26 protein-coding genes are annotated in these 25,848 nt (G+C 58.7%); 15 read left to right on the forward strand and 11 right to left on the reverse strand.

All coding sequences use genetic code 11. The features are described from left to right. Window positions 1–31: 31 nt before the first annotated feature. From AC2FFH_RS14360 to recR, 3 genes are all read left to right on the forward strand, one after another. On the forward strand, window positions 32–1,783 hold the full coding sequence (locus tag AC2FFH_RS14360; RefSeq protein ID WP_496768474.1) for a DNA polymerase III subunit gamma/tau: 1,752 nt from the start codon (window positions 32–34) through the stop codon (window positions 1,781–1,783). Between the two features lie 387 nt (window positions 1,784–2,170). Then, the gene (locus AC2FFH_RS14365; protein ID WP_496726610.1) at window positions 2,171–2,515 is read left to right on the forward strand and encodes a YbaB/EbfC family nucleoid-associated protein; all 345 of its coding nucleotides are present in this window, start codon (window positions 2,171–2,173) and stop codon (window positions 2,513–2,515) included. A 64-nt stretch (window positions 2,516–2,579) separates the two neighbouring features. Further along, complete coding sequence (gene recR / locus AC2FFH_RS14370) at window positions 2,580–3,173, forward strand: recombination mediator RecR (RefSeq protein ID WP_496726609.1); 594 nt, start codon at window positions 2,580–2,582, stop codon at window positions 3,171–3,173. Window positions 3,174–3,243: 70 nt separating this feature from the next. Here recR and AC2FFH_RS14375 read toward each other — a convergent pair whose 3' ends face one another. After that, the gene (locus AC2FFH_RS14375) at window positions 3,244–3,741 is read right to left on the reverse strand and encodes a lactoylglutathione lyase family protein (protein WP_496726608.1); all 498 of its coding nucleotides are present in this window, start codon (window positions 3,739–3,741) and stop codon (window positions 3,244–3,246) included. Window positions 3,742–3,939: 198 nt separating this feature from the next. Here AC2FFH_RS14375 and AC2FFH_RS14380 point away from each other — a divergent pair, with 198 nt between their 5' ends. Then, on the forward strand, window positions 3,940–4,428 hold the full coding sequence (locus tag AC2FFH_RS14380) for a hypothetical protein (protein ID WP_496768476.1): 489 nt from the start codon (window positions 3,940–3,942) through the stop codon (window positions 4,426–4,428). Here the strand turns inward: AC2FFH_RS14380 and AC2FFH_RS14385 are convergent. After that, on the reverse strand, window positions 4,425–5,066 hold the full coding sequence (locus AC2FFH_RS14385) for a ribonuclease T2 family protein (RefSeq protein ID WP_496726606.1): 642 nt from the start codon (window positions 5,064–5,066) through the stop codon (window positions 4,425–4,427). The genes AC2FFH_RS14380 and AC2FFH_RS14385 overlap by 4 nt on opposite strands. A 129-nt stretch (window positions 5,067–5,195) precedes the next feature. Here AC2FFH_RS14385 and AC2FFH_RS14390 point away from each other — a divergent pair, with 129 nt between their 5' ends. Continuing rightward, window positions 5,196–5,957: a DUF1013 domain-containing protein gene (locus AC2FFH_RS14390; RefSeq protein ID WP_496844641.1), complete on the forward strand. Its 762-nt coding sequence runs from the start codon at window positions 5,196–5,198 to the stop codon at window positions 5,955–5,957. A gap of 51 nt (window positions 5,958–6,008) precedes the next feature. Further along, window positions 6,009–6,398 carry a hypothetical protein gene (locus AC2FFH_RS14395; RefSeq protein ID WP_496768480.1) on the forward strand — a complete coding sequence of 130 codons (390 nt, stop codon included), beginning with the start codon at window positions 6,009–6,011 and terminating at the stop codon, window positions 6,396–6,398. 38 nt (window positions 6,399–6,436) lie between these two features. Here the strand turns inward: AC2FFH_RS14395 and AC2FFH_RS14400 are convergent, their stop codons facing one another. Further along, window positions 6,437–7,465: a permease gene (locus AC2FFH_RS14400; RefSeq protein ID WP_496844642.1), complete on the reverse strand. Its 1,029-nt coding sequence runs from the start codon at window positions 7,463–7,465 to the stop codon at window positions 6,437–6,439. Then, window positions 7,458–7,766, reverse strand: a complete 309-nt coding sequence (locus AC2FFH_RS14405; protein WP_058272522.1) for an ArsR/SmtB family transcription factor — start codon at window positions 7,764–7,766, stop codon at window positions 7,458–7,460. The genes AC2FFH_RS14400 and AC2FFH_RS14405 overlap by 8 nt, the downstream gene beginning before the upstream one ends. A 134-nt stretch (window positions 7,767–7,900) precedes the next feature. On the opposite strand from AC2FFH_RS14405, the gene pdxR reads away from it, so the two are divergent. The 6 genes from pdxR to AC2FFH_RS14435 all read left to right on the forward strand — a co-directional run bounded on the left by pdxR (window position 7,901) and on the right by AC2FFH_RS14435 (window position 16,893). Further along, window positions 7,901–9,361 carry a MocR-like pyridoxine biosynthesis transcription factor PdxR gene (gene pdxR / locus AC2FFH_RS14410; protein ID WP_496726604.1) on the forward strand — a complete coding sequence of 487 codons (1,461 nt, stop codon included), beginning with the start codon at window positions 7,901–7,903 and terminating at the stop codon, window positions 9,359–9,361. 124 nt (window positions 9,362–9,485) lie between these two features. After that, entirely contained in the window at window positions 9,486–11,261 is a 1,776-nt protein-coding gene (gene xsc / locus AC2FFH_RS14415; protein WP_496768485.1) for a sulfoacetaldehyde acetyltransferase, read from the forward strand. Window positions 11,262–11,265: 4 nt separating this feature from the next. After that, window positions 11,266–12,288 (forward strand): phosphate acetyltransferase, encoded by a 1,023-nt coding sequence (gene pta / locus AC2FFH_RS14420; RefSeq protein WP_496844643.1) that lies wholly within the window; start codon window positions 11,266–11,268, stop codon window positions 12,286–12,288. A 78-nt stretch (window positions 12,289–12,366) separates the two neighbouring features. Continuing rightward, on the forward strand, window positions 12,367–15,180 hold the full coding sequence (locus AC2FFH_RS14425; protein WP_496844644.1) for a molybdopterin oxidoreductase family protein: 2,814 nt from the start codon (window positions 12,367–12,369) through the stop codon (window positions 15,178–15,180). A gap of 91 nt (window positions 15,181–15,271) precedes the next feature. Beyond that, window positions 15,272–16,021: a 4Fe-4S dicluster domain-containing protein gene (locus AC2FFH_RS14430; RefSeq protein WP_058279787.1), complete on the forward strand. Its 750-nt coding sequence runs from the start codon at window positions 15,272–15,274 to the stop codon at window positions 16,019–16,021. After that, complete coding sequence (locus AC2FFH_RS14435; protein WP_496782798.1) at window positions 16,021–16,893, forward strand: dimethyl sulfoxide reductase anchor subunit family protein; 873 nt, start codon at window positions 16,021–16,023, stop codon at window positions 16,891–16,893. Before AC2FFH_RS14430 ends, AC2FFH_RS14435 begins: the two co-directional genes overlap by 1 nt. Window positions 16,894–17,023: 130 nt before the next feature. On the opposite strand, the gene dapA is transcribed toward AC2FFH_RS14435, so the two are convergent. Further along, entirely contained in the window at window positions 17,024–17,896 is an 873-nt protein-coding gene (gene dapA / locus AC2FFH_RS14440; protein WP_496782800.1) for a 4-hydroxy-tetrahydrodipicolinate synthase, read from the reverse strand. Window positions 17,897–18,029: 133 nt separating this feature from the next. Here dapA and AC2FFH_RS14445 point away from each other — a divergent pair, with 133 nt between their 5' ends. Continuing rightward, the gene (locus tag AC2FFH_RS14445; RefSeq protein ID WP_496782802.1) at window positions 18,030–19,994 is read left to right on the forward strand and encodes a lytic transglycosylase domain-containing protein; all 1,965 of its coding nucleotides are present in this window, start codon (window positions 18,030–18,032) and stop codon (window positions 19,992–19,994) included. Here the strand turns inward: AC2FFH_RS14445 and AC2FFH_RS14450 are convergent. Both AC2FFH_RS14450 and mnmC2 read right to left on the reverse strand, forming a co-directional pair. After that, window positions 19,968–20,837 (reverse strand): DMT family transporter, encoded by an 870-nt coding sequence (locus tag AC2FFH_RS14450; protein ID WP_496768491.1) that lies wholly within the window; start codon window positions 20,835–20,837, stop codon window positions 19,968–19,970. The genes AC2FFH_RS14445 and AC2FFH_RS14450 overlap by 27 nt on opposite strands. Further along, complete coding sequence (gene mnmC2 / locus AC2FFH_RS14455) at window positions 20,837–21,499, reverse strand: tRNA (5-methylaminomethyl-2-thiouridine)(34)-methyltransferase MnmC2 (protein WP_496844645.1); 663 nt, start codon at window positions 21,497–21,499, stop codon at window positions 20,837–20,839. Before mnmC2 ends, AC2FFH_RS14450 begins: the two co-directional genes overlap by 1 nt. 49 nt (window positions 21,500–21,548) lie before the next feature. Between mnmC2 and AC2FFH_RS14460 the strand changes: the two genes are divergently transcribed. Further along, a complete protein-coding gene (locus tag AC2FFH_RS14460; protein ID WP_496768495.1) occupies window positions 21,549–22,589 on the forward strand; it encodes an NAD(P)/FAD-dependent oxidoreductase in 1,041 nt (346 codons plus the stop codon). On the opposite strand, the gene AC2FFH_RS14465 is transcribed toward AC2FFH_RS14460, so the two are convergent. The 4 genes from AC2FFH_RS14465 to AC2FFH_RS14480 form a co-directional block, all read right to left on the reverse strand. Beyond that, the gene (locus AC2FFH_RS14465) at window positions 22,581–23,381 is read right to left on the reverse strand and encodes an HTD2 family dehydratase (protein ID WP_496844646.1); all 801 of its coding nucleotides are present in this window, start codon (window positions 23,379–23,381) and stop codon (window positions 22,581–22,583) included. The genes AC2FFH_RS14460 and AC2FFH_RS14465 overlap by 9 nt on opposite strands. 49 nt (window positions 23,382–23,430) lie before the next feature. Next, window positions 23,431–23,973 (reverse strand): NADPH-dependent FMN reductase, encoded by a 543-nt coding sequence (locus AC2FFH_RS14470; protein ID WP_496768498.1) that lies wholly within the window; start codon window positions 23,971–23,973, stop codon window positions 23,431–23,433. Between the two features lie 114 nt (window positions 23,974–24,087). After that, the gene (locus tag AC2FFH_RS14475) at window positions 24,088–24,759 is read right to left on the reverse strand and encodes a YiaD family glycine zipper/OmpA-like lipoprotein (protein ID WP_058272535.1); all 672 of its coding nucleotides are present in this window, start codon (window positions 24,757–24,759) and stop codon (window positions 24,088–24,090) included. A 108-nt stretch (window positions 24,760–24,867) separates the two neighbouring features. Beyond that, window positions 24,868–25,557 carry a helix-turn-helix transcriptional regulator gene (locus AC2FFH_RS14480; RefSeq protein WP_282152998.1) on the reverse strand — a complete coding sequence of 230 codons (690 nt, stop codon included), beginning with the start codon at window positions 25,555–25,557 and terminating at the stop codon, window positions 24,868–24,870. A 103-nt stretch (window positions 25,558–25,660) separates the two neighbouring features. On the opposite strand from AC2FFH_RS14480, the gene AC2FFH_RS14485 reads away from it, so the two are divergent. After that, on the forward strand, window positions 25,661–25,846 hold the full coding sequence (locus AC2FFH_RS14485; RefSeq protein ID WP_496844648.1) for a hypothetical protein: 186 nt from the start codon (window positions 25,661–25,663) through the stop codon (window positions 25,844–25,846). Window positions 25,847–25,848: the final 2 nt, after the last annotated feature.

Below are 25,848 nucleotides of genomic sequence, written 5' to 3' on the forward strand. Positions count from 1 at the left end.
GCATTTCTGACACGAATCTGACAGAGCAGACATGACCGAAACGCCCAGCCCCGCCTATCAGGTTCTTGCCCGCAAGTACCGCCCTGAAACCTTTGCAGATCTGGTTGGACAGGACGCAATGGTGCGCACGCTGAAAAATGCGTTCGAAGCGGATCGGATCGCGCAGGCCTTTATCATGACCGGTATTCGCGGCACCGGCAAAACCACCACTGCCCGGATTATCGCCAAAGGTATGAACTGCATCGGTCCCGATGGTGAAGGCAAGCCAACGACCGAACCTTGTGGTCAGTGCGAGCATTGCGTTGCCATCATGGAAGGCCGGCATGTCGACGTGATGGAGATGGACGCCGCCAGCCGCACCGGCGTGAACGATATCCGCGAGATCATCGACAGCGTTCGCTATCGTGCCGCCAGTGCGCGTTATAAGATTTACATCATCGACGAAGTTCACATGCTGTCGACCAGCGCTTTCAATGCGCTGCTCAAAACGCTTGAGGAACCGCCCGAACATGTAAAGTTCATCTTTGCGACGACCGAAATCCGCAAGGTCCCGGTGACAGTGCTGTCGCGCTGCCAGCGGTTTGACCTGCGCCGGATCGAACCCGAAGATATGATCGGTCTGCTCAACAAGATCGCCGCGGCGGAAAACGCACAGATCGCCGAAGACGCGCTTGCTTTGATCACACGTGCGGCCGAAGGCTCTGCCCGCGATGCGACCTCGCTGTTGGATCAGGCGATCTCACATGGTGCAGGGGAAACCAGCGCCGATCAGGTTCGGGCAATGTTGGGCCTTGCAGATCGCGGGCGCGTGCTGGATCTGATGGACATGATCCTGCGTGGCGATGCGGCTGGGGCATTGACTGAGTTGAGCGGCCAGTATGCCGAAGGGGCCGACCCGCTGGCCGTGCTGCGCGATCTGGCCGAGATCACCCATTGGGTTTCCGTGGTCAAAATCACGCCCGATGCCGCCGATGACCCCACCGTCTCACCGGATGAACGTGCGCGCGGTCAACAGATGGCCGAGGCGCTGCCGATGCGGGTGTTGACGCGGATGTGGCAGATGTTGCTGAAAGCGCTGGAGGAGGTCTCTGCAGCACCCAACGCGATGATGGCCGCCGAAATGGCAATCATTCGTCTGACTCATGTGGCCGATTTGCCAAGCCCCGAAGAACTTATCAAACGACTACAGGATGCGCCTCCACCCCCACCGAACGGGGGACCTGGCGGTGGTGTGGCTGTGCCAACTCATGCACCTACGCAGGCGACTTCCTCTACGCATCTCTCGGCCCAGCGCGGGCCGGCAGGGGCACCCACCGCAGCGCTTGCTCAGGACATCCAGACCGCGCTGGCACGCTATCCAACCTTCGAACACGTGGTCGAGTTGATCCGCACCAACCGGGACGTAAAACTGTTGGTTGAGGTCGAAAACGGTGTGCGTCTCGTCTCGTATTCCCCGGGACGGATCGAGTTCACGCCGACGGACAAAGCGCCGACCGATCTGGCGCAAAGGCTTGGTTCAGCCTTGCAACGCTGGACCGGAAACCGATGGGCCGTCTCAATCGTGGCCGATGGGGACGCGGCAACAATCGCCGAGGTTCGAGACGCGGCTGATCTGGCGTTGAAAGCGCAGGCCGAACAACACCCATTGGTTCAAGCCGTTCTGATGCAGTTTCCCAAAGCGCGCATCAAACGGATCGAAACCCCGGAGGAACGCGCCGCCAAGGTAGAAACCGAAGCACTGCCTGAGGTCGAAGACGAATGGGACCCGTTCGAGGAGGATTAACACCTGCACTTTGCACACATCGATGCGGTCTATTACGAAGCATGCGAAGTATTTAACCCTGGCTGGGATGGCGAACCGGTTAGCGAATTGGTCGAAGCAGTTGCTCTCACCTTGCATCCGGTATCCATGGTCTTGCTGGTGTTGTCTGCTATAGCAATCTGGCGCGGAAACCTATGGATCGCATTGGCGACGTCCTTCGCTTGGGCGATTTGGGCGGCTCACATTTTTGTCGACGACTTGATGGATGACTCGCGTAGATCGGCGGCAGACATCGGGTGCATCGGTCATTCCAGCCTGATCATAGGGCTGACAATTGCGCTATGTGCGTCGATGACACTTTACGCTGTATATGTTCGCCTAAGGCGATCACAATTTAGGAGACAGTAAATGCTCAAAGGACTCGGCGGTCTGGGCGATATGGCCAAGATGATGAAATCCGCACAGGATTTGCAGACCAAGATGACGGATATGCAGGAAGAGCTGAACAACATGATGGTTGTGGGCGAATCCGGTGCGGGGCTGGTGAAGGCTACCGCCACCGCAAAAGGCGAGCTGAAGGGTTTGGACATCGATCCGTCGATCTTCAACGGCGACGATAAGGAGGTTGTCGAAGATCTGATTCTGGCCGCTATCAAGGACGCGCAAACCAAAGCGGCCGAGCGCTCTCAGGCCGAGATGGCAAGGCTGACCGAAAGCATGGGTCTGCCCGCAGACATCAAGCTGCCGTTCTGATAGACACTCCTGACGACCCAAAGGCCGGGCACCCCTGTCCGGCCCTTTTGCAGGAGCACACGCCGTGAGTTCGAACAGCGATATCGACAATCTGATCGACCTGATGGCCAAACTGCCCGGCCTCGGCCCCCGCTCGGCCCGCCGCGCAGTGCTGCACCTGATCCGAAAGCGCGCCCTGCTGCTGACGCCCCTGTCGGACGTAATGCAGCAGGTGGCTGCCACCGCCCGCGAATGCCTGAATTGCGGCAACGTAGGCACGACAGATATCTGTGACATTTGCGATAGCGAGGATCGTGCAACCGGAGAGTTGTGCGTGGTCGAAGATGTGGCTGATCTCTGGGCGATGGAACGCGCTGCAGTTTTCAAGGGTCGCTATCACGTTTTGGGCGGCACATTGTCGGCTCTGGATGGGGTCGGACCGGACGAACTGCGCATTCCCCGACTCAAGGATCGGGTGATGGCCGAAGGGATTTCTGAGGTCATTCTGGCCCTAAATGCCACTGTCGATGGCCAGACCACCGCCCACTACATCGCGGATCAGTTGGAGGGACAGGTCCGCCTGACCTCACTGGCGCAGGGTGTTCCGATTGGGGGCGAGCTTGATTATCTGGACGACGGGACGATTACGGCGGCGCTGAGGGCACGAAAAGAACTCTGAGTCTTGCGATACGGCGACAACCGGAAAGGATTCGCCTCTTCCGGTTGCACACCAAGGTCTGTTCCGATTGTCAGGTGTAAGCACCCGACGAATACGTCAATTCATAGGAATGGCTGTATATCTCGAAGACGATACCAAATGGGTCTTCGACGTAGACCATGCGATAGGGTTTCTCACCGGGATAATAGTATCGGATCGGCATCCGTTGTTTGCCGCCAGCCGCCACGATTTTTTCTACCAAGCCTTCGACATCCGGGTCCTGGACGCAAAAATGAAACGTACCGTTCTGGCGAAAGTCGATATTGTTTTCAGGCACATAGTTCCCGTGAAACTCGAAAAGTTCAAAACCAACGCGATCAGCGGTCGCGAGATGCGCAATACGCAGTTTTTTCCATTCCGGACCAAACACATCAGTGCACATGACACCGATATCCGTGTCATCCTCTACCACGTCCGTTGGTGGCATGATTACGTAAAAACCAAGGACTTCAGAGTAGAACTTTACAGCCTCGTCAACGTTTGGGACGGACAATCCGATGTGAGAAAATGTTCTTGGATGTTGCGGCATGGCACGCTCCTTAATTTTATGGGGCGAAAACTATTGTGCCACAGCCGAGTTTCAAGCGTTTGCCCTGTGAGGCATAGCCGGGTTCCGCTGTGCACATAGGTCTTTGTTCGCGGCCGCATTAATCAAGAATGGCCTTTGCCTCTTGCACGCGGCGTGTACTATGGCTGCGACCTTATCCATTTGATATTGGAAACTGTTATGAAACGCCTATTTGCCCTCGCGCTTGCCGCCTTTACAGCCACCGCCGCGTTTTCGCAGGAACTGATCGACAAAGGCTTTGTCGAGGGCTGGAACATTATGATGGACCCAGCGCTCGGAAACGGCTGTCTGATTCAAACGATCTACCAAGACCTCTCGGTCGTGCGGTTGGGCTATGATGCGCTGGATAATCGCGGGTATTTCGCCGTCTACAACAAGGCGTGGGGCGATATCAAACAGGGCGAGAGTTATCCGATCCGGTTCGATCTGGACGGCAAAAGCTATGACGCCACGGCCATCGGCTTCAATCAGCGTGACGTGCCTGGCGCGACTGTGTTTTTCACCGACCGCAGCTTCGTCAACGCAATTGCCCAGAACAAGACCATGACGGTTTACAACCCTGCGGGTGAGACGGTGATGGCGATTGATCTGAAAGGTACGGCCAAAGCGCTGGAATATGCGCGAGAGTGCCAGAACAGGAAACTCTAACGAATCGGATCGAAAAGCGCGTCTTTGGCCGTACAATCGCGGATCACGTCACGACCACAGGGAACGGGTTCAAGGTCGCGCGACAGGCACAGTCGGACCTCTTCTATATAGCCCTGCTTGCAGGTCACTGTGATCATATCGCGCTCAAGGCCGGGGTTGGCTTTCAGAAAGGCTTCTTCCACGACCGATGCAGGCAGTTTGACCGAGGCGTCCAGCTTGCGGAATACCTGAGGACGCTCAACCGCCTCATACGCCTGCCGGGACAGCGCATAATAGTCGGACGCACTGAGGCCCGAGCAGGTTCCATGCTTTTTCCATTGATGCCACGCCAGACCGGAACTGCCCTGAATATCGGTCATTTTGCGTGACATAGCCCGCGATGGCGGCGCCTCGGGCGTACGGCAGAAGGCGGGCCAGCCCTGATGGTACTGAGGCCACAGACCATGCAGGATCCAGCCATGGTCATGCCGGGTGTCGCATTGATCCGATCCGCGCGCGTCGCCTTCGCGGGCGCACCAGTTTGGCGACCAGCTAAGCGACAAGACGTAGTAGTCAAACTCGCCTGCCTTTTCGCCATCGCCCAGCGCCGCCATTGCACCGAAAATCCACGAAACCAGCCCCAAAACAACCCAGCGCATTCGCCTCTTCCCTTCTTGCCTTGGCGCGACTATATACGGACCAAGTTCCCCGACAACGGAAACCTGCCCCAAAAAAAGGGGCCGCCGAATTCCGGCGACGGGAAAGATGTATTTATAGGAGACGGGCTGATGGCAAAACCGCTTATGGCCAAGGCAACAGCCGTATGGCTGGTGGACAACACCACGATCAGCTTCAAGCAGATCGCGGATTTCGTAGGCATGCACGAGCTTGAGGTGCAGGGCATCGCGGACGGCGATGTGGCCGCTGGCGTGAAAGGCTTTGACCCCATCGCCAACAACCAGCTGACCCAGGACGAGATCGACACCGCGCAGAACAACCCGCTGCACAAGCTGAAGCTCAAGTTCAACCCCGCTGCAAGCGGCGAGGAAAAGCGTCGCGGTCCGCGCTATACCCCGCTGTCCAAGCGTCAGGACCGTCCGAACTCGATCCTGTGGCTGGTCAAGTTCCACCCGGAACTCAGCGACGGTCAGATCGCCAAGCTGGTGGGCACCACTAAGCCGACCATCCAGTCGATCCGTGAACGGACCCACTGGAACATTTCCAACATGCAGCCGATCGACCCCGTTGCCCTGGGCCTGTGCAAACAGTCCGAGTTGGACGCGATCGTGCAGAAGGCCGCAGCCAAGAAAGCTGCCGAAGGTGGCGTCATGAGCGATGACGAGCGCCGCAAGCTGGTCTCGACCGAACAGTCGCTGGAAATGGACGCGGCGCCGAAGATCCCGACTGCCATCGAAGGTCTGGAAACCTTCTCGCTGTCGGACGAGCCTGCGGAAGAGAAAGAAGAAGAACCAATCCTCGACGCGGACAGCTTCTTCAACCTGCCCAAAGGCGGTGCCGACGACGAAGACGAAGACGATCCGCGCGCCTAAAGCACAGACAGCCCCGGCCTGAACGGACCGGGGCTTTTTTACGAGAAAACCATGCTGAACGTTCTTTCCAAACTATTTGGACCGCATCGCGCCGTTTCGATCTATGCCTTCCTGAAGACCTGGGGTTTGCCCATGGCAGGCGGTGTTGGTCTTGTTGCCGTCGCTGCTGGTTTGCTGATCTTCAACGACAGCGGCGAGCACGAGCATGAGGCATTCATGACCGTCAACGTCTTGTCAGCGACACCCATCAACGGGGACCTCAAGAACGGCGTCATTGCTTCGGTCCGGCTGCCGGACGGGTCTGCGACCTCGATCACTTCAACCGACGCTCCGGTCTCACAAACCGTTGGCACGACAGCCTGCATCGAGAAACGTGTGTACGTGGACAGTGGCGAGGCCCGGTATCGGTTCAAACTGCCACGCCACTGCGAAGCAGGATAAGAAAAGCCGCCCGATAAGAACACCGGACGGCTTTGGTTTCAGATCATCTGGAACAGGATGCCGGCGGTGATGGCCCCGATAATCCCCAGTCCCAAATAGGTCGCAAAAACCCTCGGTTTGACCAATGACCAGACGGCGGCCATCGCTGGGATCGAACTGACGGCACCCGCGACCATGAATGACATCGCGGCCCCAGCGCTCATCCCCTGTTCCATCAGGCCTGCCAGCAGCGGCGGCGCGACGTAGGAGTTCAGGTAAGCGGGCATCCCGACCAACGCGGCAATGACAATGGGTACAACACCGTCACCGCCGACAACGCGCGCGATCAGATCGGCGGGCACATAGCTGACCAACAGCGCCTCAAGCACATAGGCCAGAGCCAACCATTTCAACAGAAACAGGCTGTTGTGAATGAACTCGGACCGGAAGCGCTGACGACGCTCGGGTACCTGCCAGAACTTCCAGACAGGTTTGTCCTCTGTTTTAGGTCCGCATCCGCAGCCAGCCGGTTTGTATTCGCGCAGAGGCTGGGCAAACGCACCACCTCGCATCAGGGCACGGACGGCAAAGCCCCCAAACAGACCCAATGCGACAGCTGCAATGGCCTTGCCGATTGCAAATGGCCAACCCAATGCGCCTGCCGTGATCAACAGGGTAGGTGGATCAATCAAGGGCGAGCTGAGCCAGAACGCCATGACAGCCGACAATGGCGCACCAAGCGCCAGCAGACCAGCAATAAACGGAATGACTTCGCAAGAACAGAACGGTGCGAGGCCGCCGAAGACTGCGGCCAGAAAGATCATCCGCGTCTCGCGCCCCTCAAAGGCGCGCGCAACCATCACTTCGGCACCTGTCGCCTTGAGGTAAGACAGCAGCAAGACGGCGAACAGAATGTACTGGCCCGTATGGGCAAGGGCTTTACCCGCAAAGGTTACAACCTCTCCCCAATTGCCGGGGTCAAGGACAGCCACAAGCGCCAGAATGGCCACGATCACCGCCCATGGGGTTTTGATCAGATCAACGGCCACCTTTGCCGGTGCCTTTGGGTTTTGTGTCAGCTCAGCCATCGTTCGCAGCCTTTCCCACTTCGTCCGCGCAGCATTCGCTAAGAATGAACTGCGCGAGGCCTCTCAATTCTTCATAATTTGCGCGGTTGATGGTGGCGCGCCCGATTTTCTCTTGCTCGACAACACCGCCGGCCGCGAGAAACCGCAGGTGATGGGCCAATGTCGAAGGCGCAATGCCTGTGCGGTTCTGGATTTCCCCAACGGTCAACCCCGCCTCACCAGCCCGAACCAATGTCTTGAGAACCTTCAGTCGCGCTTCAGAGCCCATGGCCGAGAATCCTGCTGCAGCTGTTTCCCACATCTGACTTCTCCATTAAACTAAATTTCTAGTTATTTAGGTGAGTCGTTCTTTTTCGTCAAGCGCCTTGTTCACGAATTCTCGAGACGAGATTAAGTCCAGATTGCCCTCGCCTTAAGTCCACCCTATAAGGCGCTATGGGAATATCGGTCGACACATTCTTTCTGGAATTGAACGGACAGGGCACGCTGCAGGCGCAGATCCAGCAGATGATTGCCGAAGGCATCCTGTCTGGCCGGTTCCACGTTGGGGAAAAGCTGCCCTCGTCTCGTAAACTGGCGGCACACCTAGGTGTTAGCCGGATCACGGTGACATTGGCGTATACGGAACTTCTGGCCAATGACTACCTGACTGCCAAAGGCCGGTCGGGGTATTTCGTCTCGCAAAACGCGCCCGTGCCACCCAAGTATTCGCCTGTGCAAAAACGCGATGAAAATGTCGACTGGGACACGGCACTCGCACGCAGGTTCTCGGACGGGGACGTGCTGCCCAAGCCCAGTAATTGGCGCGATTACAAATACCCTTTCATCTATGGTCAGGCAGATCGGAAATTGTTTGACCACGCCAACTGGCGTCTCTGCGCGGTCCGCGCGTTGGGTCACAAGGATTTTGCATCCCTGACCGGGGACTACATGGATCAGGATGATCCGCTGCTGATCGAATTCATCGCCCGTCACACGTTGCCGCGCCGTGGAATCGCCGCCCGCCCCGAAGAGATCTTGATCACTATGGGCGCGCAAAACGCACTGTGGCTGGCCTCACGCATTCTTTTGAACCGCAACCGCACAGCGGTGATTGAAGACCCCTGTTACTATGCGCTGCGGGATCTGTTGAATCACTCCGATTGCAAGGTGTCGCCACTGGCCGTCGACAGCGACGGCCTGACCCCGGATGCGCTACCTGACGAAACAGACGTAATTTTCACCACCCCCAGCCATCAAAGCCCGACAACGGCAACCATGCCCGTTGAACGCCGCTACGAGCTGCTGAAACGCGCCCGCGAACTGGACGCCATGGTGGTCGAGGACGATTACGAGTTTGAAATGGCCTTTCTGGGATCCCCGTCCCCGGCCCTCAAGTCAATGGATCGCGACGGACGGGTGATCTATGTGGGCAGCTTCTCGAAGTCGCTGTTTCCCGGATTGCGGCTAGGCTACATTGTTGGGTCCGAGCCCTTTATCCGCGAGGCACGAGCCTTGCGTTCTTTGGTGCTGCGCCACCCGCCGGGCCATATCCAGCGCACTGCGGCCTATTTCCTGTCACTGGGCCATTACGATGCTCAGATTCGGCGTATGTCCAAGACCCTTGCCCGGCGCCGCGAAGCGTTGGATGCTGCAGTCGAACAGTACGGGCTTACCGCTGCCGGACGCGGAATCATGGGCGGCTCGTCTCTTTGGATGTCGGCCCCCGAGCGTGTGGACACGACGAAACTTGCCCAAAAGCTGCAGAGCCAGGGCGTCCATATCGAACCAGGTGCCCCGTTCTTCAATGGGTTGCACCGACCGCACAACTTCTATCGCCTTGGATACTCGTCCATTGGCCGGGACCGCATCGGGCCGGGGGTGAAACTGATCGCGGATGCCATCCGATCCGCCTAGCACGACTCTGGACATATCCCGCCTAACGTTCTGGCCCTAACGCCGCTTCGCCCCTTGCGCCAAAACCGTATCAAAGGCGGGTGCTGTGCCCGAACCTTTCTTCAATTGTGCGGAGAACACTCAGATGAAAATGACCACTGAAGAGGCCTTTGTTAAGGTTCTGCAAATGCACGGTATCGAACATGCGTTCGGTATCATCGGCTCGGCGATGATGCCGATCTCGGATATCTTCCCGGCTGCAGGCATCAATTTCTGGGACTGCGCCCACGAAGGTTCCGGCGGCATGATGGCGGACGGCTACACCCGTGCCACCGGCAAGATGTCGATGATGATCGCGCAGAACGGCCCCGGCATCACCAACTTCGTCACCGCCGTCAAAACCGCATACTGGAACCACACCCCTGTTCTGCTGATCACTCCGCAGGCTGCCAACAAGACCATCGGTCAGGGTGGCTTCCAGGAAATGGAACAGATGCGCATGTTTGCGGACTGTGTTGCCTACCAGGAAGAACTGCGTGACCCCAGCCGTGTCGCCGAAGTTCTGAACCGCGTCATCCTGCAAGCCAAGCGTGCCTCGGCACCTGCTCAGATGAACATCCCGCGCGACATGTGGACTCAGGTCATCGACATCGAGCTGCCCAAGATCGTCGAATTCGCCGCGACTGCTGGCGGCAACGAAGCACTGGACGAAGCCGCAGCCCTGTTGTCCGACGCCAAATTCCCGGTCATCCTGAACGGTGCTGGTGTTGTTCTGTCCGGCGCGATCCCTGCGTCAGCCGAATTGGCCGAACGTCTGACCGCACCGGTCTGCGTTGGCTATCAGCACAACGACGCCTTCCCCGGCTCGCACCCGCTGTTTGCCGGTCCGCTGGGCTATAACGGCTCGAAAGCCGGTATGGAGCTGATCGCCAAAGCGGACGTTGTTCTGGCTCTGGGCACTCGTCTGAACCCGTTCTCGACCTTGCCTGGTTACGGCATCAACTACTGGCCGACCGATGCCAAGATCATTCAGGTTGACCTGAACCCTGATCGTATCGGCCTGACCAAAGACGTGACCGTTGGCATCGTCGGCGACGCCAAGAAAGTGGCCGAAGGTCTGCTGGAACGTCTGGGCGACAACGCCGGTGAAGCAGGTCGCGAAGACCGCAAGAACCTGATCGCCACAACCAAATCGGCTTGGGCGCAAGAACTGAGCTCGCTGACCCACGAGAACGACGATCCGGGCACCACCTGGAACGAGCGTGCACGTGCCGCTAAGCCAGACTGGATGAGCCCCCGCATGGCATGGCGCGCAATTCAAGCGGCGCTGCCGACCGAGGCAATCATCTCGTCCGATATCGGCAACAACTGCGCCATCGGTAACGCGTACCCGTCCTTCGAAGAAGGCCGCAAGTACCTGGCACCTGGTCTGTTTGGCCCCTGTGGTTACGGCCTGCCTGCCGTTGTTGGCGCGAAAATTGGTTGCCCGGACGTTCCGGTTGTCGGTTTCTCGGGTGACGGCGCATTTGGTATCGCTGTGAACGAACTGACCGCGATTGGCCGCGAAGAATGGCCCGCCGTGACCCAGATCGTTTTCCGCAACTACCAGTGGGGCGCTGAAAAGCGTAACTCGACCCTGTGGTTCGACGACAACTTCGTTGGCACCGAACTGGACCAACAGGTCTCTTATGCCGGTATCGCAACCGCATGTGGTCTGAAAGGCGTCGTTGCACGCACTCAGGACGAGCTGACCGCGGCCCTGAACCAGGCGATCATCGACCAGAAAAATGGCATCACCACTCTGATCGAAGCCATGATCAACCAGGAACTGGGCGATCCCTTCCGTCGCGACGCCATGAAAAAGCCGGTCCGTGTTGCCGGTATCGACGCGGCTGACATGAATACGTCGGCCGGGGCATAATCGCGTGAAGCCACTACGCACAATTCTCGGAGCTGCTAGCAGCTCCGACAAGATCATCGCCCTCGCTGAGGGCGATGATCCACGTGTTGTTGAAGGTGCTTTGAAGGCCCGCAAGGAAGGTGTCGCGCGCATCATTCTGGTTGGTGACAAAGCCAAAGTAACTGCCCTGCTGGCCGAACAGGCTGGTCAGGATGTCGACGGCATCGAAATCCACGATCCATCGGACTCTCCCCTTGCCGAAGCGTTTGCAGCTGAGCTTTTCGAGCGGCGCAAGCACAAGGGCATGACGCCTGAAAAGGCCGCTGACGAAATCAAACGCCGCCTGAACTATGCCGCGATGCTGGTTCATACCGGTAATGCCGACGGAACTGTCGGCGGAGCTGTTGAGACCACGTCGGCCACAGTGCGCGCCGCTTTGCAGATCATCGGCAAAGCCCCCGACGCGGCCATGGTTTCCAGCTTTTTCCTGATGCTCTACTGCCGCGATCACCACACGGTCCGCGGAGCGCACATCTTTGCCGATTGCGGCCTGGTTGTTGATCCGAACGAACAGGAATTGGCCGAAATCGCCCGGGCATCTGCCGCGTCTTTCAAGGCGCTGACGCATGAGACACCCCGCGTTGCGATGCTGTCCTTTTCCACCGGCGGCAGCGCCAATCATCCGAAAGTCACGAAGGTCAGCGAAGCCACGCAGATTGCAAAATCGGCTGACCCCGATCTGTTGATCGACGGCGAGCTGCAGTTTGACGCCGCATTCGTCCCCGAGGTGGCTGCAAAGAAAGCCAAGGATTCGCCCCTGCGCGGCGAGGCAAATGTCTTTGTGTTCCCGAACCTCGACGCAGGCAACCTTGGCTACAAGATCGCGCAACGTATTGGGGGTGCCGAAGCAATCGGCCCGGTCCTTCAGGGACTGGCGAAACCGGCCAACGACCTTTCACGCGGATGCTCCGCCGAGGACGTTCTGCACATGATCGCGGTTACGGCCGTGCAAGCAGAAACATCCAAAACCCGGACAGACGCCTCGTAAATCCGGCTAAAGCGAAATACTGTTTCGATTGATCTCTGCTCATGAGAATAATCGGATCAAAAGCCACAGGGACCAGAAATGAACCAGCCAATCATTAATACCTCTCCCAAGGTCTCTGACGAGGTCAGAAAAACAACGTGCTACATGTGCGCCTGCCGCTGCGGCATCAACGTACACATGAAGGACGGCAAGGTTGCCTATATCGAAGGCAACCGCGATCACCCGGTTAACAAGGGCGTCCTGTGCGCCAAGGGCTCGGCAGGGATCATGCAGGTCAATGCCCCGTCCCGCTTGCGCGCCCCACTGAAACGCGTCGGGCCGCGTGGCTCGGGCAAGTTCGAAGAGATCAGCTGGGACGAGGCGCTGGACATCGCCGTTGGCTGGCTCAAGCCGATCCGCGAGGATAACCCCGAAAAATTGGCGTTTTTCACCGGCCGGGACCAGAGCCAGAGCTTCACCAGCTTCTGGGCGCAAAACTTTGGCACCTGCAACTATGCGGCCCATGGTGGTTTTTGCTCGGTCAATATGGCCGCAGGCGGCATCTACACGATGGGTGGAGCATTCTGGGAATTCGGCCAGCCCGACTGGGATCACACCAAGCTGTTCATGCTGTTCGGTGTTGCCGAAGACCACGACAGCAACCCGATCAAGATGGGCATCGGCAAGATCAAAGCCCGTGGCGCACGGGTGATCGGCGTCAACCCGATCCGCTCGGGCTATAACGCGGTTGCTGACGATTGGGTCGGGATCACTCCTGGTACTGATGGGTTGTTCATCCTGTCGATGATCCACGTGCTGATGAAGGCCGGCAAGATCGATCTGGACTATCTCAGCCGTTACACCAACGCGCCGGTTCTGGTCGACGCGTCCGAAGGCCCCACAAAAGGTCTGTTCCTGCGCGATGAGAACGGCAAACCGCTGGTTGTTGATCGCAACACGGGCGAACTGACGGCGTTTGACAAACCGGGGGTCCGCCCCGACCTGTCGGCGACCTTTGAGAAGGATGGCGTCACCCACCGGCCCGTGTTCCATCTGATGGCCGAACGCTACCTCAGCGACGAATACGCGCCCGAGAACATCGCCGAGCAGTGTGGCATCCCCGCCACCCGTATCCGCGCCATCGCGGGCGAGTTGGCCCGCGTTGCCTTTGACGAGGCGTTCGAGTTGGAGCGCGAATGGACTGATTTCCGCGGCGAAAAACACACCAAGATGATCGGTCGCCCGGTTGCAATGCACTCGATGCGCGGTGTCTCGGCTCATGCCAACGGTTTCCAGACCTGCCGCGCACTGCACGTGTTGCAGATCATCCTTGGCACAGTCGAAGTCCCCGGCGGCTTCCGCTTCAAACCGCCCTATCCCAAACCGGTCGAGGCGCACCCGAGACCGCACTGCAAGGTGACCCCGAACACGCCGCTGGACGGCCCGCATCTGGGCTTTGTTCAAGGGCCAGAGGATCTGGCGCTGAAGGCAGACGGCAGCCCGGCGCGGATCGACAAGGCATTTACGTGGGACAACCCGATGTCCAGCCACGGGCTGATGCATATGGTGATCTCGAACGCACATGCGGGCGATCCCTACAAGATCGACACGCTGTTCATGTACATGGCCAACATGTCCTGGAACTCATCCATGAACACCAAAGGTGTCATGGAAATGCTGACGGACAAAGATGAAAACGGCGATTACGTAATCCCGCATATCATCTATTCCGACGCTTATTCGTCGGAGATGGTGGCCTATGCCGACCTGATCCTGCCGGATACCACGTATCTGGAACGGCATGACTGTATCTCGCTGCTTGATCGCCCGATCTGCGAAGCGGATGCCGCAGCCGACGCAATTCGCTGGCCGGTGATTGAGCCCGACCGGGATGTCAAAGGTTTCCAATCAGCGCTGGTCGAACTGGCCAACCGCATGGGCCTGCCGGGCTTCACCAACGAAGACGGCAGCGCCAAATGGACAGATTACGCCGACTATATCGTCAACCACGAGCGCAAGCCCGGCATCGGCCCGCTTGCCGGTTTCCGTGGTGAAAACGGCGACAAGGAAGGCCGCGGCGAGGTCAACCCTGACCAGCTGAACCGCTATATCGAAAACGGCGGCTTCTACGTGGCCCATATCCCCGAAGGCGCGGATTACTACAAACCATGGAACACTGCTTATCAGGATTGGGCGGTCGGCATGGGCATTTATGACAGCCCACAGCCATACCTGTTCCAGCTCTATTCCGAGCCGATGCGCAAGTTCCAGCTTGCCGCCGAAGGCCATGGCGAACGTCAGCCCCCGGAACACCTACGGGAACGCATCAAAGAGACATTGGACCCGATGCCCATCTGGTACGAAACCGACCAGACCGGCAACGAAGGCTTCACTGTCAACGCTCTGACCCAGCGCCCCATGGCAATGTATCACAGCTGGGGAACCCAGAACGCATGGCTGCGCCAGTTGCACGGGCGTAACCCACTTTATGTTCCGACCAAGCTGATGCGCGAGAATGGCCTGAGCGACGGTGATTGGGCCAAGGTGACCTCGCCGCATGGCGAAATCACGGTACCGGTCATGGAAATGGCGGCGCTGAACGAAAACACCGTCTGGACCTGGAACGCGATTGGCAAACGCAAAGGTGCCTGGGCTTTGCAGGACGACGCACCAGAAGCCACCAAGGGCTTCTTGCTGAACCACCTGATTCACGAGCTGCTGCCGCCCAAGGGCGATGGTCTGCGGTGGGCGAACTCTGACCCGATCACCGGTCAGGCCGCATGGTTCGACCTGAAAGTGAAGATCGAAAAAGCTGACCCACCAACGGATGCGGAAAGCCAACCGGAATTCCCACCGATTGAATCTCCGGTCGGAACTGGACCGAAAGATTTGGCGTGGAAGGTAGGCAAATGATCCGATCCCTGCTTCATCTGGCTAAAAATATCCCCGGGTCTGGGGCAGCGCCCCAGCCCGCCATCACCACAAAAGCGGAGGCAAGGTAGTCATGACCCAGCTCCCCACATCCACCGACCGCAAGATGGGTCTGGTCATCGACCTGGACACCTGCGTTGGCTGCCACGCCTGCGTCATCTCATGCAAAGGCTGGAACACGGAAAACTACGGCGCGCCGCTATCCGATCAGGACGCGTACGGCGCCAACCCGTCCGGCACGTTCCTGAACCGGGTGCACTCTTACGAGGTGCAGCCTGCGGAAGGTCATGCCCAGCTGATCCACTTCCCCAAATCCTGCCTGCACTGCGAGGACGCACCTTGCGTCACCGTTTGCCCCACAGGGGCCAGCTACAAGCGGGTCGAGGATGGCATCGTTTTAGTCAATGAAAGCGACTGCATCGGTTGCGGCCTGTGCGCTTGGTCCTGCCCCTACGGCGCACGTGAACTGGATCAAGCCGAAGGTGTGATGAAGAAATGCACCCTCTGCGTTGACCGGATCTATAACGAGAACCTGCCGGAAGTGGACCGAGTCCCATCCTGCGTACGCACCTGCCCCGCAGGCGCGCGCCACTTCGGTGATCTGGGCGATGCGGACAGCGATGTCAGCAAACTGGTCGCCGAACGCGGTGGCATGGACCTGATGCCGGAAATGGGCACCAAGCCCGTCAACAAATACCTGCCGCCCCGGCCCAAGGATAATGTCGAAGATCAGATCGACATCCTGGCCCCGCTGCTGGCCCCGGTCGCTGAAGAACCCAAAGGGTTCCTTGGCTGGCTCGACAAGACTTTGGAGAAGCTCTGATGCATCCAGCACCTTCCGTTATCATCTTCACGACACTGTCGGGCCTTGGCTTTGGACTGTTGCTCTTTCTGGGGCTTGGTCTGCCTGACGTCTCTGGCTGGGTCGCTTTTGTCTTTTTCGCGATCGCCTACGCCCTGTCCGTTGGCGGGTTGATGGCGTCCACCTTTCACCTTGGCCACCCCGAGCGGGCCTGGAAGGCGTTTACGCAATGGAAGACCAGCTGGCTCAGCCGCGAAGGCTGGTGCGCGGTCATCGCTCTGATCGTCATGGGGCTTTATGCGATTGGCGTGATCTTCCTAGGCCAGCGCTGGAGCCTTCTTGGCTGGATCGGTGCGCTGTTTTCGCTACTGACCGTATTCACCACGTCGATGATCTACACGCAGCTCAAAACCATTCCCCGCTGGAATATGAACCTGACTCCGGCCATGTTCCTCAGCTTCAGCCTGGCAGGCGGTGCCCTGCTGGCCGGACAGGCACGTGTTGCGCTGCCGCTATTGCTGATCGCTGCTTTGGTGCAGATCCTGTACTGGAAAAAGGGCGACAAAGCTCTGGAGGAGTCCGGCACAAATCTGGGCACCGCAACAGGATTGGGCGATCGCGGCACCGTGCGTGCATTCGAGCCTCCTCATACCGGCACCAACTATTTGCTGCGTGAATTCGTTCACGTCGTTGGCCGCAAACATGCCGAAAAGCTGCGCATCATCTCGTTTGTGTTGGCGTTTGTCCTACCGGTTGTCCTGCTGCTGTTGCCATTCGGCCATTTCTTCGCGCTGCTGGCAGTGCTCTCCCATCTGGCCGGTGTAGCGACGTCACGCTGGTTGTTCTTCGCACAGGCCGAGCATGTCGTCGGACTGTATTACGGAAAACGATAGGGGCTCTGCCCCCCGTCGCGACAAGCCGCGACTCCCCCGGGATATTTTGGTCCAGATGAAGCCTGGATCCGGAACAAAAAAAGGCGGCGCTCGAAGTTCGAGGCCGCCTTTTTTCACTTTTGAATTCGTTCTAGATGAGACCTGCGTGCTGAAGCGCCGCGTCTATCGCGGATTTGGTGCTGCTTTCCAGCCCGGATAGGGGCGAGCGGACTTCCTCGCTGCACAGACCCAATTTGCTGAGCGCGTATTTGGCACCCACGAGGCCGGGCTCGATAAAGATCGCTTCGTGCAGGGGCATCAGGCGGTCCTGATACTCTAACGCCTTGGTGTAATCGCCGTTCAGCGTCGCCTGCTGGAATTCGGCACACAGTTTGGGCGCGACGTTCGCGGTGACCGAGATACAGCCCACACCGCCATGCGCGTTGAACCCTAGCGCAGTCGCGTCCTCGCCAGACAACTGACAGAAGTCCGGGCCGCAGGAGGCACGCTGCTGGCTGACACGTGCCAGATCGCCGGTCGCGTCCTTTACACCGACGATGCGCGGCAGTTTCGCCAACTCACCCATGGTTTCAGGGGTCATGTCGATGATCGAACGGCCGGGAATGTTGTAGATGATGATCGGAATATCCGCGCAATCATGCAGCGCGCGAAAATGCATCAGCAGACCCTTTTGCGTGGGCTTGTTGTAATATGGCGTCACGACCAGAGCTGCATCGGCGCCTACTTTCTGCGCGAATCGCACAAACCGGATGGCCTCGACAGTGTTGTTTGACCCAGCACCTGCGATCACAGGAACACGACCAGCCGAGGCTTTGACAACCTCGTCGACAACCGTTTCATGCTCTTCGTGGCTCAGGGTGGGGCTTTCGCCGGTGGTGCCAACGGGAACCAACCCGGTGGAGCCTTCCTGAATCTGCCATTCCACCAAGTGTTTGAGCGTCTTCAGGTCCAACTCGCCGTTGCTAAACGGTGTGACGAGGGCTGGCATAGAGCCTTTGAACATGACACGCTCCTTAGGTGCAGTTTGTAATTTTTACGCCTCGGTTTGCCAGAAATCTGTCTTTCTTGAGTTGAACCCGACGGCGCAAGCTTTATCCTGAACGGCTGTATCCTTGGTTGGTTGGGAAATGCAAGGGATGACACGCTTTCTGGCGTTTTTGACGGTCGTAATTCTGATTTCGGGCACACAAGTGCGGGCCGACGCCGCCGGTGATCTGCGGGCCGGTATGAATGAAATGCGCAAGGGGGACTGGAATGAAGCCCTGCGTGTTTCTGGTGCGCGGGGTTCAGTGTCTCGGGACATCATCGTCTGGCACTGGCTTCGCGAAGGGTTTGGCAGTTCGGGTGACGTTCTGGTGTTCTTGGATCGTCGTCCAGACTGGCCTGGTCTGGCTTGGTTGCGGCGCAAAAGTGAGCCCGCCTTTACTGGCGCCGATCCAGACCGCGTTCTTAAATTCTATGCCGAACAGCCGCCGCAAACCGCAGAGGGTGCATTGAACTATGCAGTCGCATTGAAGGCAAAGGGGCGTCAGGGAGATGCTGAAGCCGATATCGTCGCGGCCTGGCGGACGATGCCAATGGGCTCGGGTCTGCAAAAAGACTATCTTGAGAATTTTGGCAAGCTGCTGAAACCCCATCACGCCGCCCGTCTGGACCGGATGCTATGGGACAACCACCTTGTCAGCGCAGGTCAGATGCTGCCGCTGGTCAGCGCTGATCAGCGTAAACTGGCTGAGGCGCGGATCGGCCTTCAGAAACGGCAACCCGGCGTCGACGGCAAGGTGGCGGCAGTTCCGAAATCGCTGGGTGATTCACCGGGCTTGGCTTTTGACAGGTTCGTCTGGCGTGACAAGAAAGAGTTGGACGACAGCGCGATTGACTTGATGCTGGCGCGTTCTTCCGGCCCTGATGCGTTGGGGGAACCTGACAAATGGGCCGAAGGCCGCCGTCGGTTGGCCCGACTTGAGATGCGAAATGGGGACCAGAACCGCGCTTATCAGATTGCTGCCAATCACCACATGACGCCAGAAATGGGCTATGGCTATGCGGATCTGGAGTGGCTTTCCGGGTTTCTGGCCTTGCGGAAGCTGAATGATCCTGCGACCGCGATCCGGCATTTCCAGAACTTCTCGGACGCGGTGAAATCGCCGATCTCGAAAGGACGCGCCGGGTATTGGTTGGGTCGTGCCTATGCGGCCCATGGTGACGCCGAAAAAGCCTATGACGCCTATGCAATGGGTGCAGATTATCAATCCTCTTTCTACGGCTTGCTGGCGGCGGAACAGATCGGGCGTCCTTTCGATAGTGAGTTGGCCACCCCCCGCCGGGCGCCACACTGGAAGCAAGCTGAGTTCTCCAATTCAAGCGTACTGGAAGCCGGGCTACTGCTGCTGAAGGCTGACGAAGACACCCTGTCTGAACGGTTCCTGACCCATCTGGTTGAAGGGTTGGACCCGGTTCAGGCCAATCAGTTGGGCGATTTGGTGATCGAGTTAAAGCAGCCGCATCTGGCCGTGATGATCGCCAAACGCGCTGCAACAGTCGGCCTGGTTTTGCCAGCCGCCTATTACCCGGTGCATCCGGTGGCCGACATGGGTTTGCCCATGGCTAAGGAAATGACGCTGGCCATTGCCCGTCGGGAAAGTGAGTTTGACCCCGTTGTGATCAGTGGAGCCGGCGCGCGCGGGCTGATGCAGGTCATGCCGGCCACGGCAAAGCTTGTTGCCAAGGAATTGGGTATCCTAAGCGGCCACAAGACGATCAAGCTGACTTCGGACTGGCAATACAACGCCAAGCTGGGTGCCAATTACCTGTCCGGTCTGGCCGCTGATTTCAACGGAAACGTTGTGATGATGGCTGCAGGATACAACGCAGGTCCACGTCGGCCGATGTCGTGGATGGATCGCTATGGCGACCCGCGCGCAGGTGAGATCGACGTGGTCGACTGGATTGAGACGATCCCGTTCAGCGAGACCCGCAACTACGTGATGCGTGTGTCGGAAAGCCTGCCGGTCTATCGCGCCCGTCTTGGCCAACCTGCCTTGCCGATCCCGTTCTCGCAGGAACTGGTCGGGTCAACGCTGGCGTCTTTCGCGCCATAGGGTGAACAGCCCGGCGGCGACAACCAGCGCTGCGCCTATGACCACTTCGGGGCGCAGCGTTTCACCAAAGACCGAGATTCCCAGGATCGCGCTCCAGACCAGGTGGAAATAGGCGAAGGGCTGCACCGCGCTGGCCTCGGCCATCTCATAGCATTTGATCAGCAACCAATGCCCCAGAACGCCGCTCACGCATAGCAGCGCCATCCAGGCCCAGTCCGTCTGGGCCATCGGCTCCCAGAACCACATTCCCACGAGCGTCATGGCGACGGCACCGCTGACGCCTGTCCAGAAAAAGCTGGTGGCGGAATTGTCCCGGCGGGATACGTAACGGGTCAGCAAACCATAGACTGCAAACATGAAAGCCGAGATCAGCGGTACAATGGCCCAAGGGTTAAAGACCCCTACACCGGGCTGCAGGATGATCAGAACACCGATGCACCCAACGCCGATTGCGGCCCAGCGTCGCCAGCCGAACTGTTCGCCCAATACCGGCCCGCTGAGAGCAGCGATCAACAACGGGTAGCAGATGAATACGGCCATCGCGTCAATCAGGCCCAGAACAGTGAAACTGAACACAGCGACGCAGATCTCGGCCGCCAACAGCAGGCCACGAAATATTTGCAGCTTAAGTTGGCTTGTCTGGGTGGTGGCTTTCAATCCGCCGGGCGCACGTGCGGCCAAAGCGATGACAAAGGCCGCAAAGAACCAATACCGGATCATCACTACCATGTAGGTGTTGTAGGTTCCTGCCAGATGGCGCGAGATACCGTCCTGCAGTGCAAAGACGATGGTCGCCCCGATCATCAACGCAATCCCGGCGCGCGTATTGTTCTGTTGCGTCATTATTTGACAGCGCAGGTCATGTGGCGCTTGCGGCCATAACCGGGTGCGCGTGTAACTATGAAACCGGCATCCTCAAGCCCCCGTCGCACGAACCCGGCGGCTGTATACGTCGCCGCCGTCCCACCAGTGGCCGTGTGGTCGGCGACCTGCTGCATCAGGTCTGCGCCCCATAATTCGGGGTTTTTAGCCGGAGAGAACCCATCCAAGAACCACGCATCGGCGGCACCTTCCCATTCTTGCAGGGTTTGACGTGCATCGCCTTCAACAACCTCAAGCCGCAGGGTGCCCAAATCACATGTGCCTCCCTCCCATTGCGCAAGGAACCGGTCAGACCAAGGCGCAAGTTCAGGAAAGGCTGCCAGCGCTCGGAACATGTCCACGGGTGCCATCGGATAGGCCTCAAAACTGGTAAAGGACAGGGGCGTCGTCTGGCCGGAATTCTCCCACTCTGACCAGACAGTCAGCATGTTCAAGCCGGTGCCAAAGCCCAATTCAGCAATGTGGAAACCAGATGCGAACCGCGCAGGCAGCTCATTACCCGCCAGAAACACATGCCGCGTCTCTTCCAGCCCGTTCTGCAACGAGTAATACGGATCGTCGAAACGATCCGAGACCGGGATCTGATCCTCAGTCCATGTCAGTTCGGCGCGCTGGTCTGCCATCGGGGAATCCTGTAGCTAAGCGGCGCGACACTGAACAAGGTAAAGGGGAATGGCAATGGTCGATGTGACGGTGCGCGGTGCAGGGATTTTCGGCCTGTCTATCGCCTGGATCTGTGCCCGGCGCGGCGCAAAGGTGCAGATCGTCGATCCCTTTGGCCCCGGCGCTGGTTCCAGCGGTGGCCTGGTTGGCGCACTGGCACCGCATGTGCCTGAAAACTGGAATGCCAAGAAGGCGTTTCAGTTCGACAGCCTGATCATGGCCGAACCATTCTGGAAACAGGTCGAGGCCACAGGCGGCGTCTCACCCGGATATGCGCGGCTGGGACGGTTGCAACCTATCATCGACACCCGAACGCTGGAACTTGCCCATGCCCGCGCCATCACAGCAGCGGAACTGTGGCAGGGTCGCGCTGAATGGTGGGTCGTCGAAACAGCCGCGGTCGGTACATGGTGTCCGCCCAGTCCTACCGGTTTTGTCATCCATGATACGCTGAGCGCTCGCATGCATCCGCGCCGGGCCTGTGCGGCCTTGGTTGCGGCATTGGCTGTGATTGGCGTCGAGGTCGTAGCCGACGCACCAGATCGCGGACAGGTTGTCCATGCCACCGGGCTTGCCGGACTGCAGGAACTGAGCGAGGCTTTTGGCAAAACCGTTGGCAACGGCGTCAAGGGTCAAGCCGCACTTCTGCGGTTTGATGCGGGAGAGGTTCCACAACTGTTTGCGGACACAATCCACTTCATACCGCATGCGGACGGGACGTTGGCAATCGGTTCGACCTCGGAGCGTGGCTATGACGACCCGACCAGCACGGATGCAGCTCTGGATGACGTTCTGGACCGGGCGATGCGGGCCGTTCCCGTCCTGCATGGCGCAGAGGTCATCGAACGATGGGCGGGTGTACGGCCGCGCAGCAAAAGCCGCGCACCAATGCTGGGCGCGCACCCGCTGTACGAAGGGCAGTTCATCGCCAATGGTGGCTTCAAAATCGGCTTTGGCATGGCCCCGAAAGTGGCCGAGGTCATGGCGGATCTGGTTCTTGAGGACCGGGATGCGATCCCGGGTGACTTCAGACCCGAAGCATCACTCTGATCGCGGGACAAACTCGGCGGACATGCATTGCCGCCCATCGGGTCCGCGCACCCACATCGCCTGGCCATACCGGCACAAGGTTGCCGTCTCAAAGTGCATCAGCGGCGATGACGCGCGAAAGGAGAACTGAGCCAATGGACCTGCCAGATCCTCAGCAAACAGCATCAATAGTTGTGCCAGCAGCGGGCCATGAACGACCAGACCGTCATACCCTTCGACATCCCGCGCGTAGTCCAGATCGTAATGGATACGGTGCCCATTGAAGGTCAGCGCCGAGTATCGAAACAGCAATGTGCTGTCGAAGGTGACGTCTCGCCTGTCGGTTTCATCGGTACGGGCCATAGGTGGCTTGGGCTTTATGTCGGAACTCGAAGGGTCTGGTCGATAAACCAGATCCTGCCATTCGCTCAGACACAATTGACCGTCCTGAGAAATCTCGTGTCGCAGTGTAACAAACCCCAGCGGTCCCGTCCGTCCGTTTTTTGCCGCCTCACTTTCAAGAACAGACCGGCGCACGGCTTTTGAGCCCGCGACCAGCGGCGCGTGAAACTGCAACCGTCCCCCGGCCCACATCCGACGTTGCAAGCCCATATCGGGAATCAGACCGTCCCCAACCTTTGGATGCCCGTCCCGCCCCAAATTGGCAGGCGGCTGAGGCGACCAAAAATACAGCTGGTGAAAGAACAGCGGCAGTTGATCGCCTGCTGCGACCCTGTCGTTGGATCCAAGCGCTACCAATAGCGCAGAGGCGCGGGCCGGGTCCATCACATCGGTCAGTATTTCGTCAGTCATGGCGGCAGACTATGCAGACCGACCAGACCCGGCAAGCAGCCTCTCGATCTTAGAACCCAGCCTCAGCACGCAGTTTCTGCATGAGTGTCCGCAGAGAACTTTCGTAACGGTCGCTCAGCAATTTGCCGTGCTCGTCAAACTCGTTCGAACTGCTGGCGAGATGAATCTCTGGCCCCTGCAGGATGCGCGGTTGGAAGGGAACCATATAGCCGCGCAGAACCATCTGCGCCCGCTCACCACCCGCACGCCCTGCGGCGGCGGACATCACGGCAACCGGTTTGTCGGCCCAGGGGCGGTCATCTGTTCGGCTGACCCAGTCCAAAGCGTTTTTCAGAACACCCGACGGGCCTTTGTTGTATTCCGGGGTCGAAATGATCACGGCATGGGCTTGGGCGATCTGATCGGAAAGGGTTTGTACGGCTTCGGGGATGCCCTCGCCATCTTCAAGATCACCATCATAAAGCGGCAGGTTCAGATCAGCTTCGATATGCGTTCCCGGCTCGAACAACCGGGCCGCTTCGCGCAGCAGTTTGCGGTTGGTCGCGCTTTGGCGCAATGAGCCGGACAGGCTCAGAAGGATGGGTTCAGACATTGGGAAACTCCGCTTTGGTGTTGCCCAATAGCTAGCGTAACTTTCGCGCGCACCAAAGACCGGATGACGCGCAGTCAATGTGCGAAAAATGGGCACCCGAAAGTGCCCATATCATTATGTGTTTCCGTTCGGAATGATCTCGATGTCGACCCGGCGGTTCTGGGCCTTCCCCTCGGGCGTCAGGTTAGAGGCAATCGGGCGGTTTTCGCCCTGGCCGATGGTCGAGATGCGTGCACCACTTACACCATTGGCTTGAAGAATATCGGCGACAGAGCGCGCCCGGCGTTCGGACAGGCCCTGATTATACGCAGCGTCGCCGTCGCTATCGGTATTGCCGATGACCTGCACGTTCGAGTTGGGGTAATTCACCAGATTCTGCCCCACCCGGACCAGATCGGCCCGCAGTGCCGGGCGCACGGTCGCGCTGTCGGTGTCAAAGGTGATATCATTCGGGACGGTCACAATCAGTCGGTCGCCCGCGTTGGTAACGATGATGCCCTGATTGGCCAGTTGCTGACGCAGTTCTGCTGCTTGTTTGTCTAGTTGGTTGCCTATCAGGCCGCCTCCTGCTGCACCGATTGCTCCGCCTGCTACGGCCCCCAAAAGCGGATCAGATCCATTGGCAATCGCGCCGACACCTGCGCCGATCAGACCGCCAAGGAGTGCACCCTGCTTGGCGTTCTGGTTCGGGTCCGAGGGCAGGTTCAATGTGCCAGGGTCCGTACAGGCCCCCAAAAACATGGCCGAACACAGCCCTGCGGCAAGAACACTCTTGGAAATCGTCATGTAATCACCTTCTGCTCTGGGGCCCGTTCACCGAACCCGCTTTGTTTGGCGCAGTATATCGCGTTACCTTATCTTAGGCTCAAGCAACAATCGGGTGAAGTCGGCAAATTACCGCCGTTCAACAGGATCCAATTGGTTCTGGTCTTGCCAGATCGCTCGCAGAGGCTCCCCCTGCCCGCAGAAATGATCGTCTGTAACGTCGCAGGCCCAAATGCGATCCGTACGAAAATGGCGAAACCCATTCCTCAGCTCACACCACGCCGCCAACATCGTGCATTCAATGTGGTAGATAAGGGCGACGGGCCTGACGATCCGCTCGGTTCGCTCACCTTCGGCATTCACATAGGTGATGCGAATTTTGCGTTCAGAGCGGATAGCCTCGCGATAGTTTACGACAGGCACGCACCCCTTGGCCGGATCATCCATCGGTGCACCCCATGGGGCGACTTGCAGCCAATCTGCAGGCGCGCGCAAAGCGTCGATCTTGCGGCAAACACGGTCCGCAGCTTGTTGCAGGGTGCTATCCCCGGTGCGCGCCAGCATCGACAACCCGACCCACAGCGCCTCGACCTCTTCAGCGTCGAAATTCAACGGTGGCAGGTCATATCCCCGCCGCATCAAGTATCCCACGCCGGCTTCACCCTCGATCGGGGTTCGCTGTGCCTGCAAAGCGGCGATATCGCGATAGACGGTACGCGCTGACACTTCCAGCTTTTCTGCCAGTGCCTCCGCCGTCACAGGCATTTCGGCCGAACGCAGGATCTGGATGATTTCAAAAAGGCGGGTTGAGCGGCGCATAAGGTTCTCCGGGCGGTCTGCTGACATCCTAGCACACCCCACTGACAGGGTGGTGTCAGGAGTGATCTGCGATCTTTGGGAAACAAACCAAAGGAGGTCGACCATGCCATACCTCGACAATCACGTGATGATGACATTGAAACTGGACCGCTGGGCGCAGGATCACACTTTGCGCGCGTTCGAGATCGAACGTGAAATTATGGCTGCCCGTCAGCCCTGCGCACCGCGCAATCGGACCAAGCGGTTCTCGTTGGGCAACCTCAAGATGCTGTGGACAAGCACGGCCTGAGG

The organism is Ruegeria sp. YTSC003, from assembly GCF_059609785.1.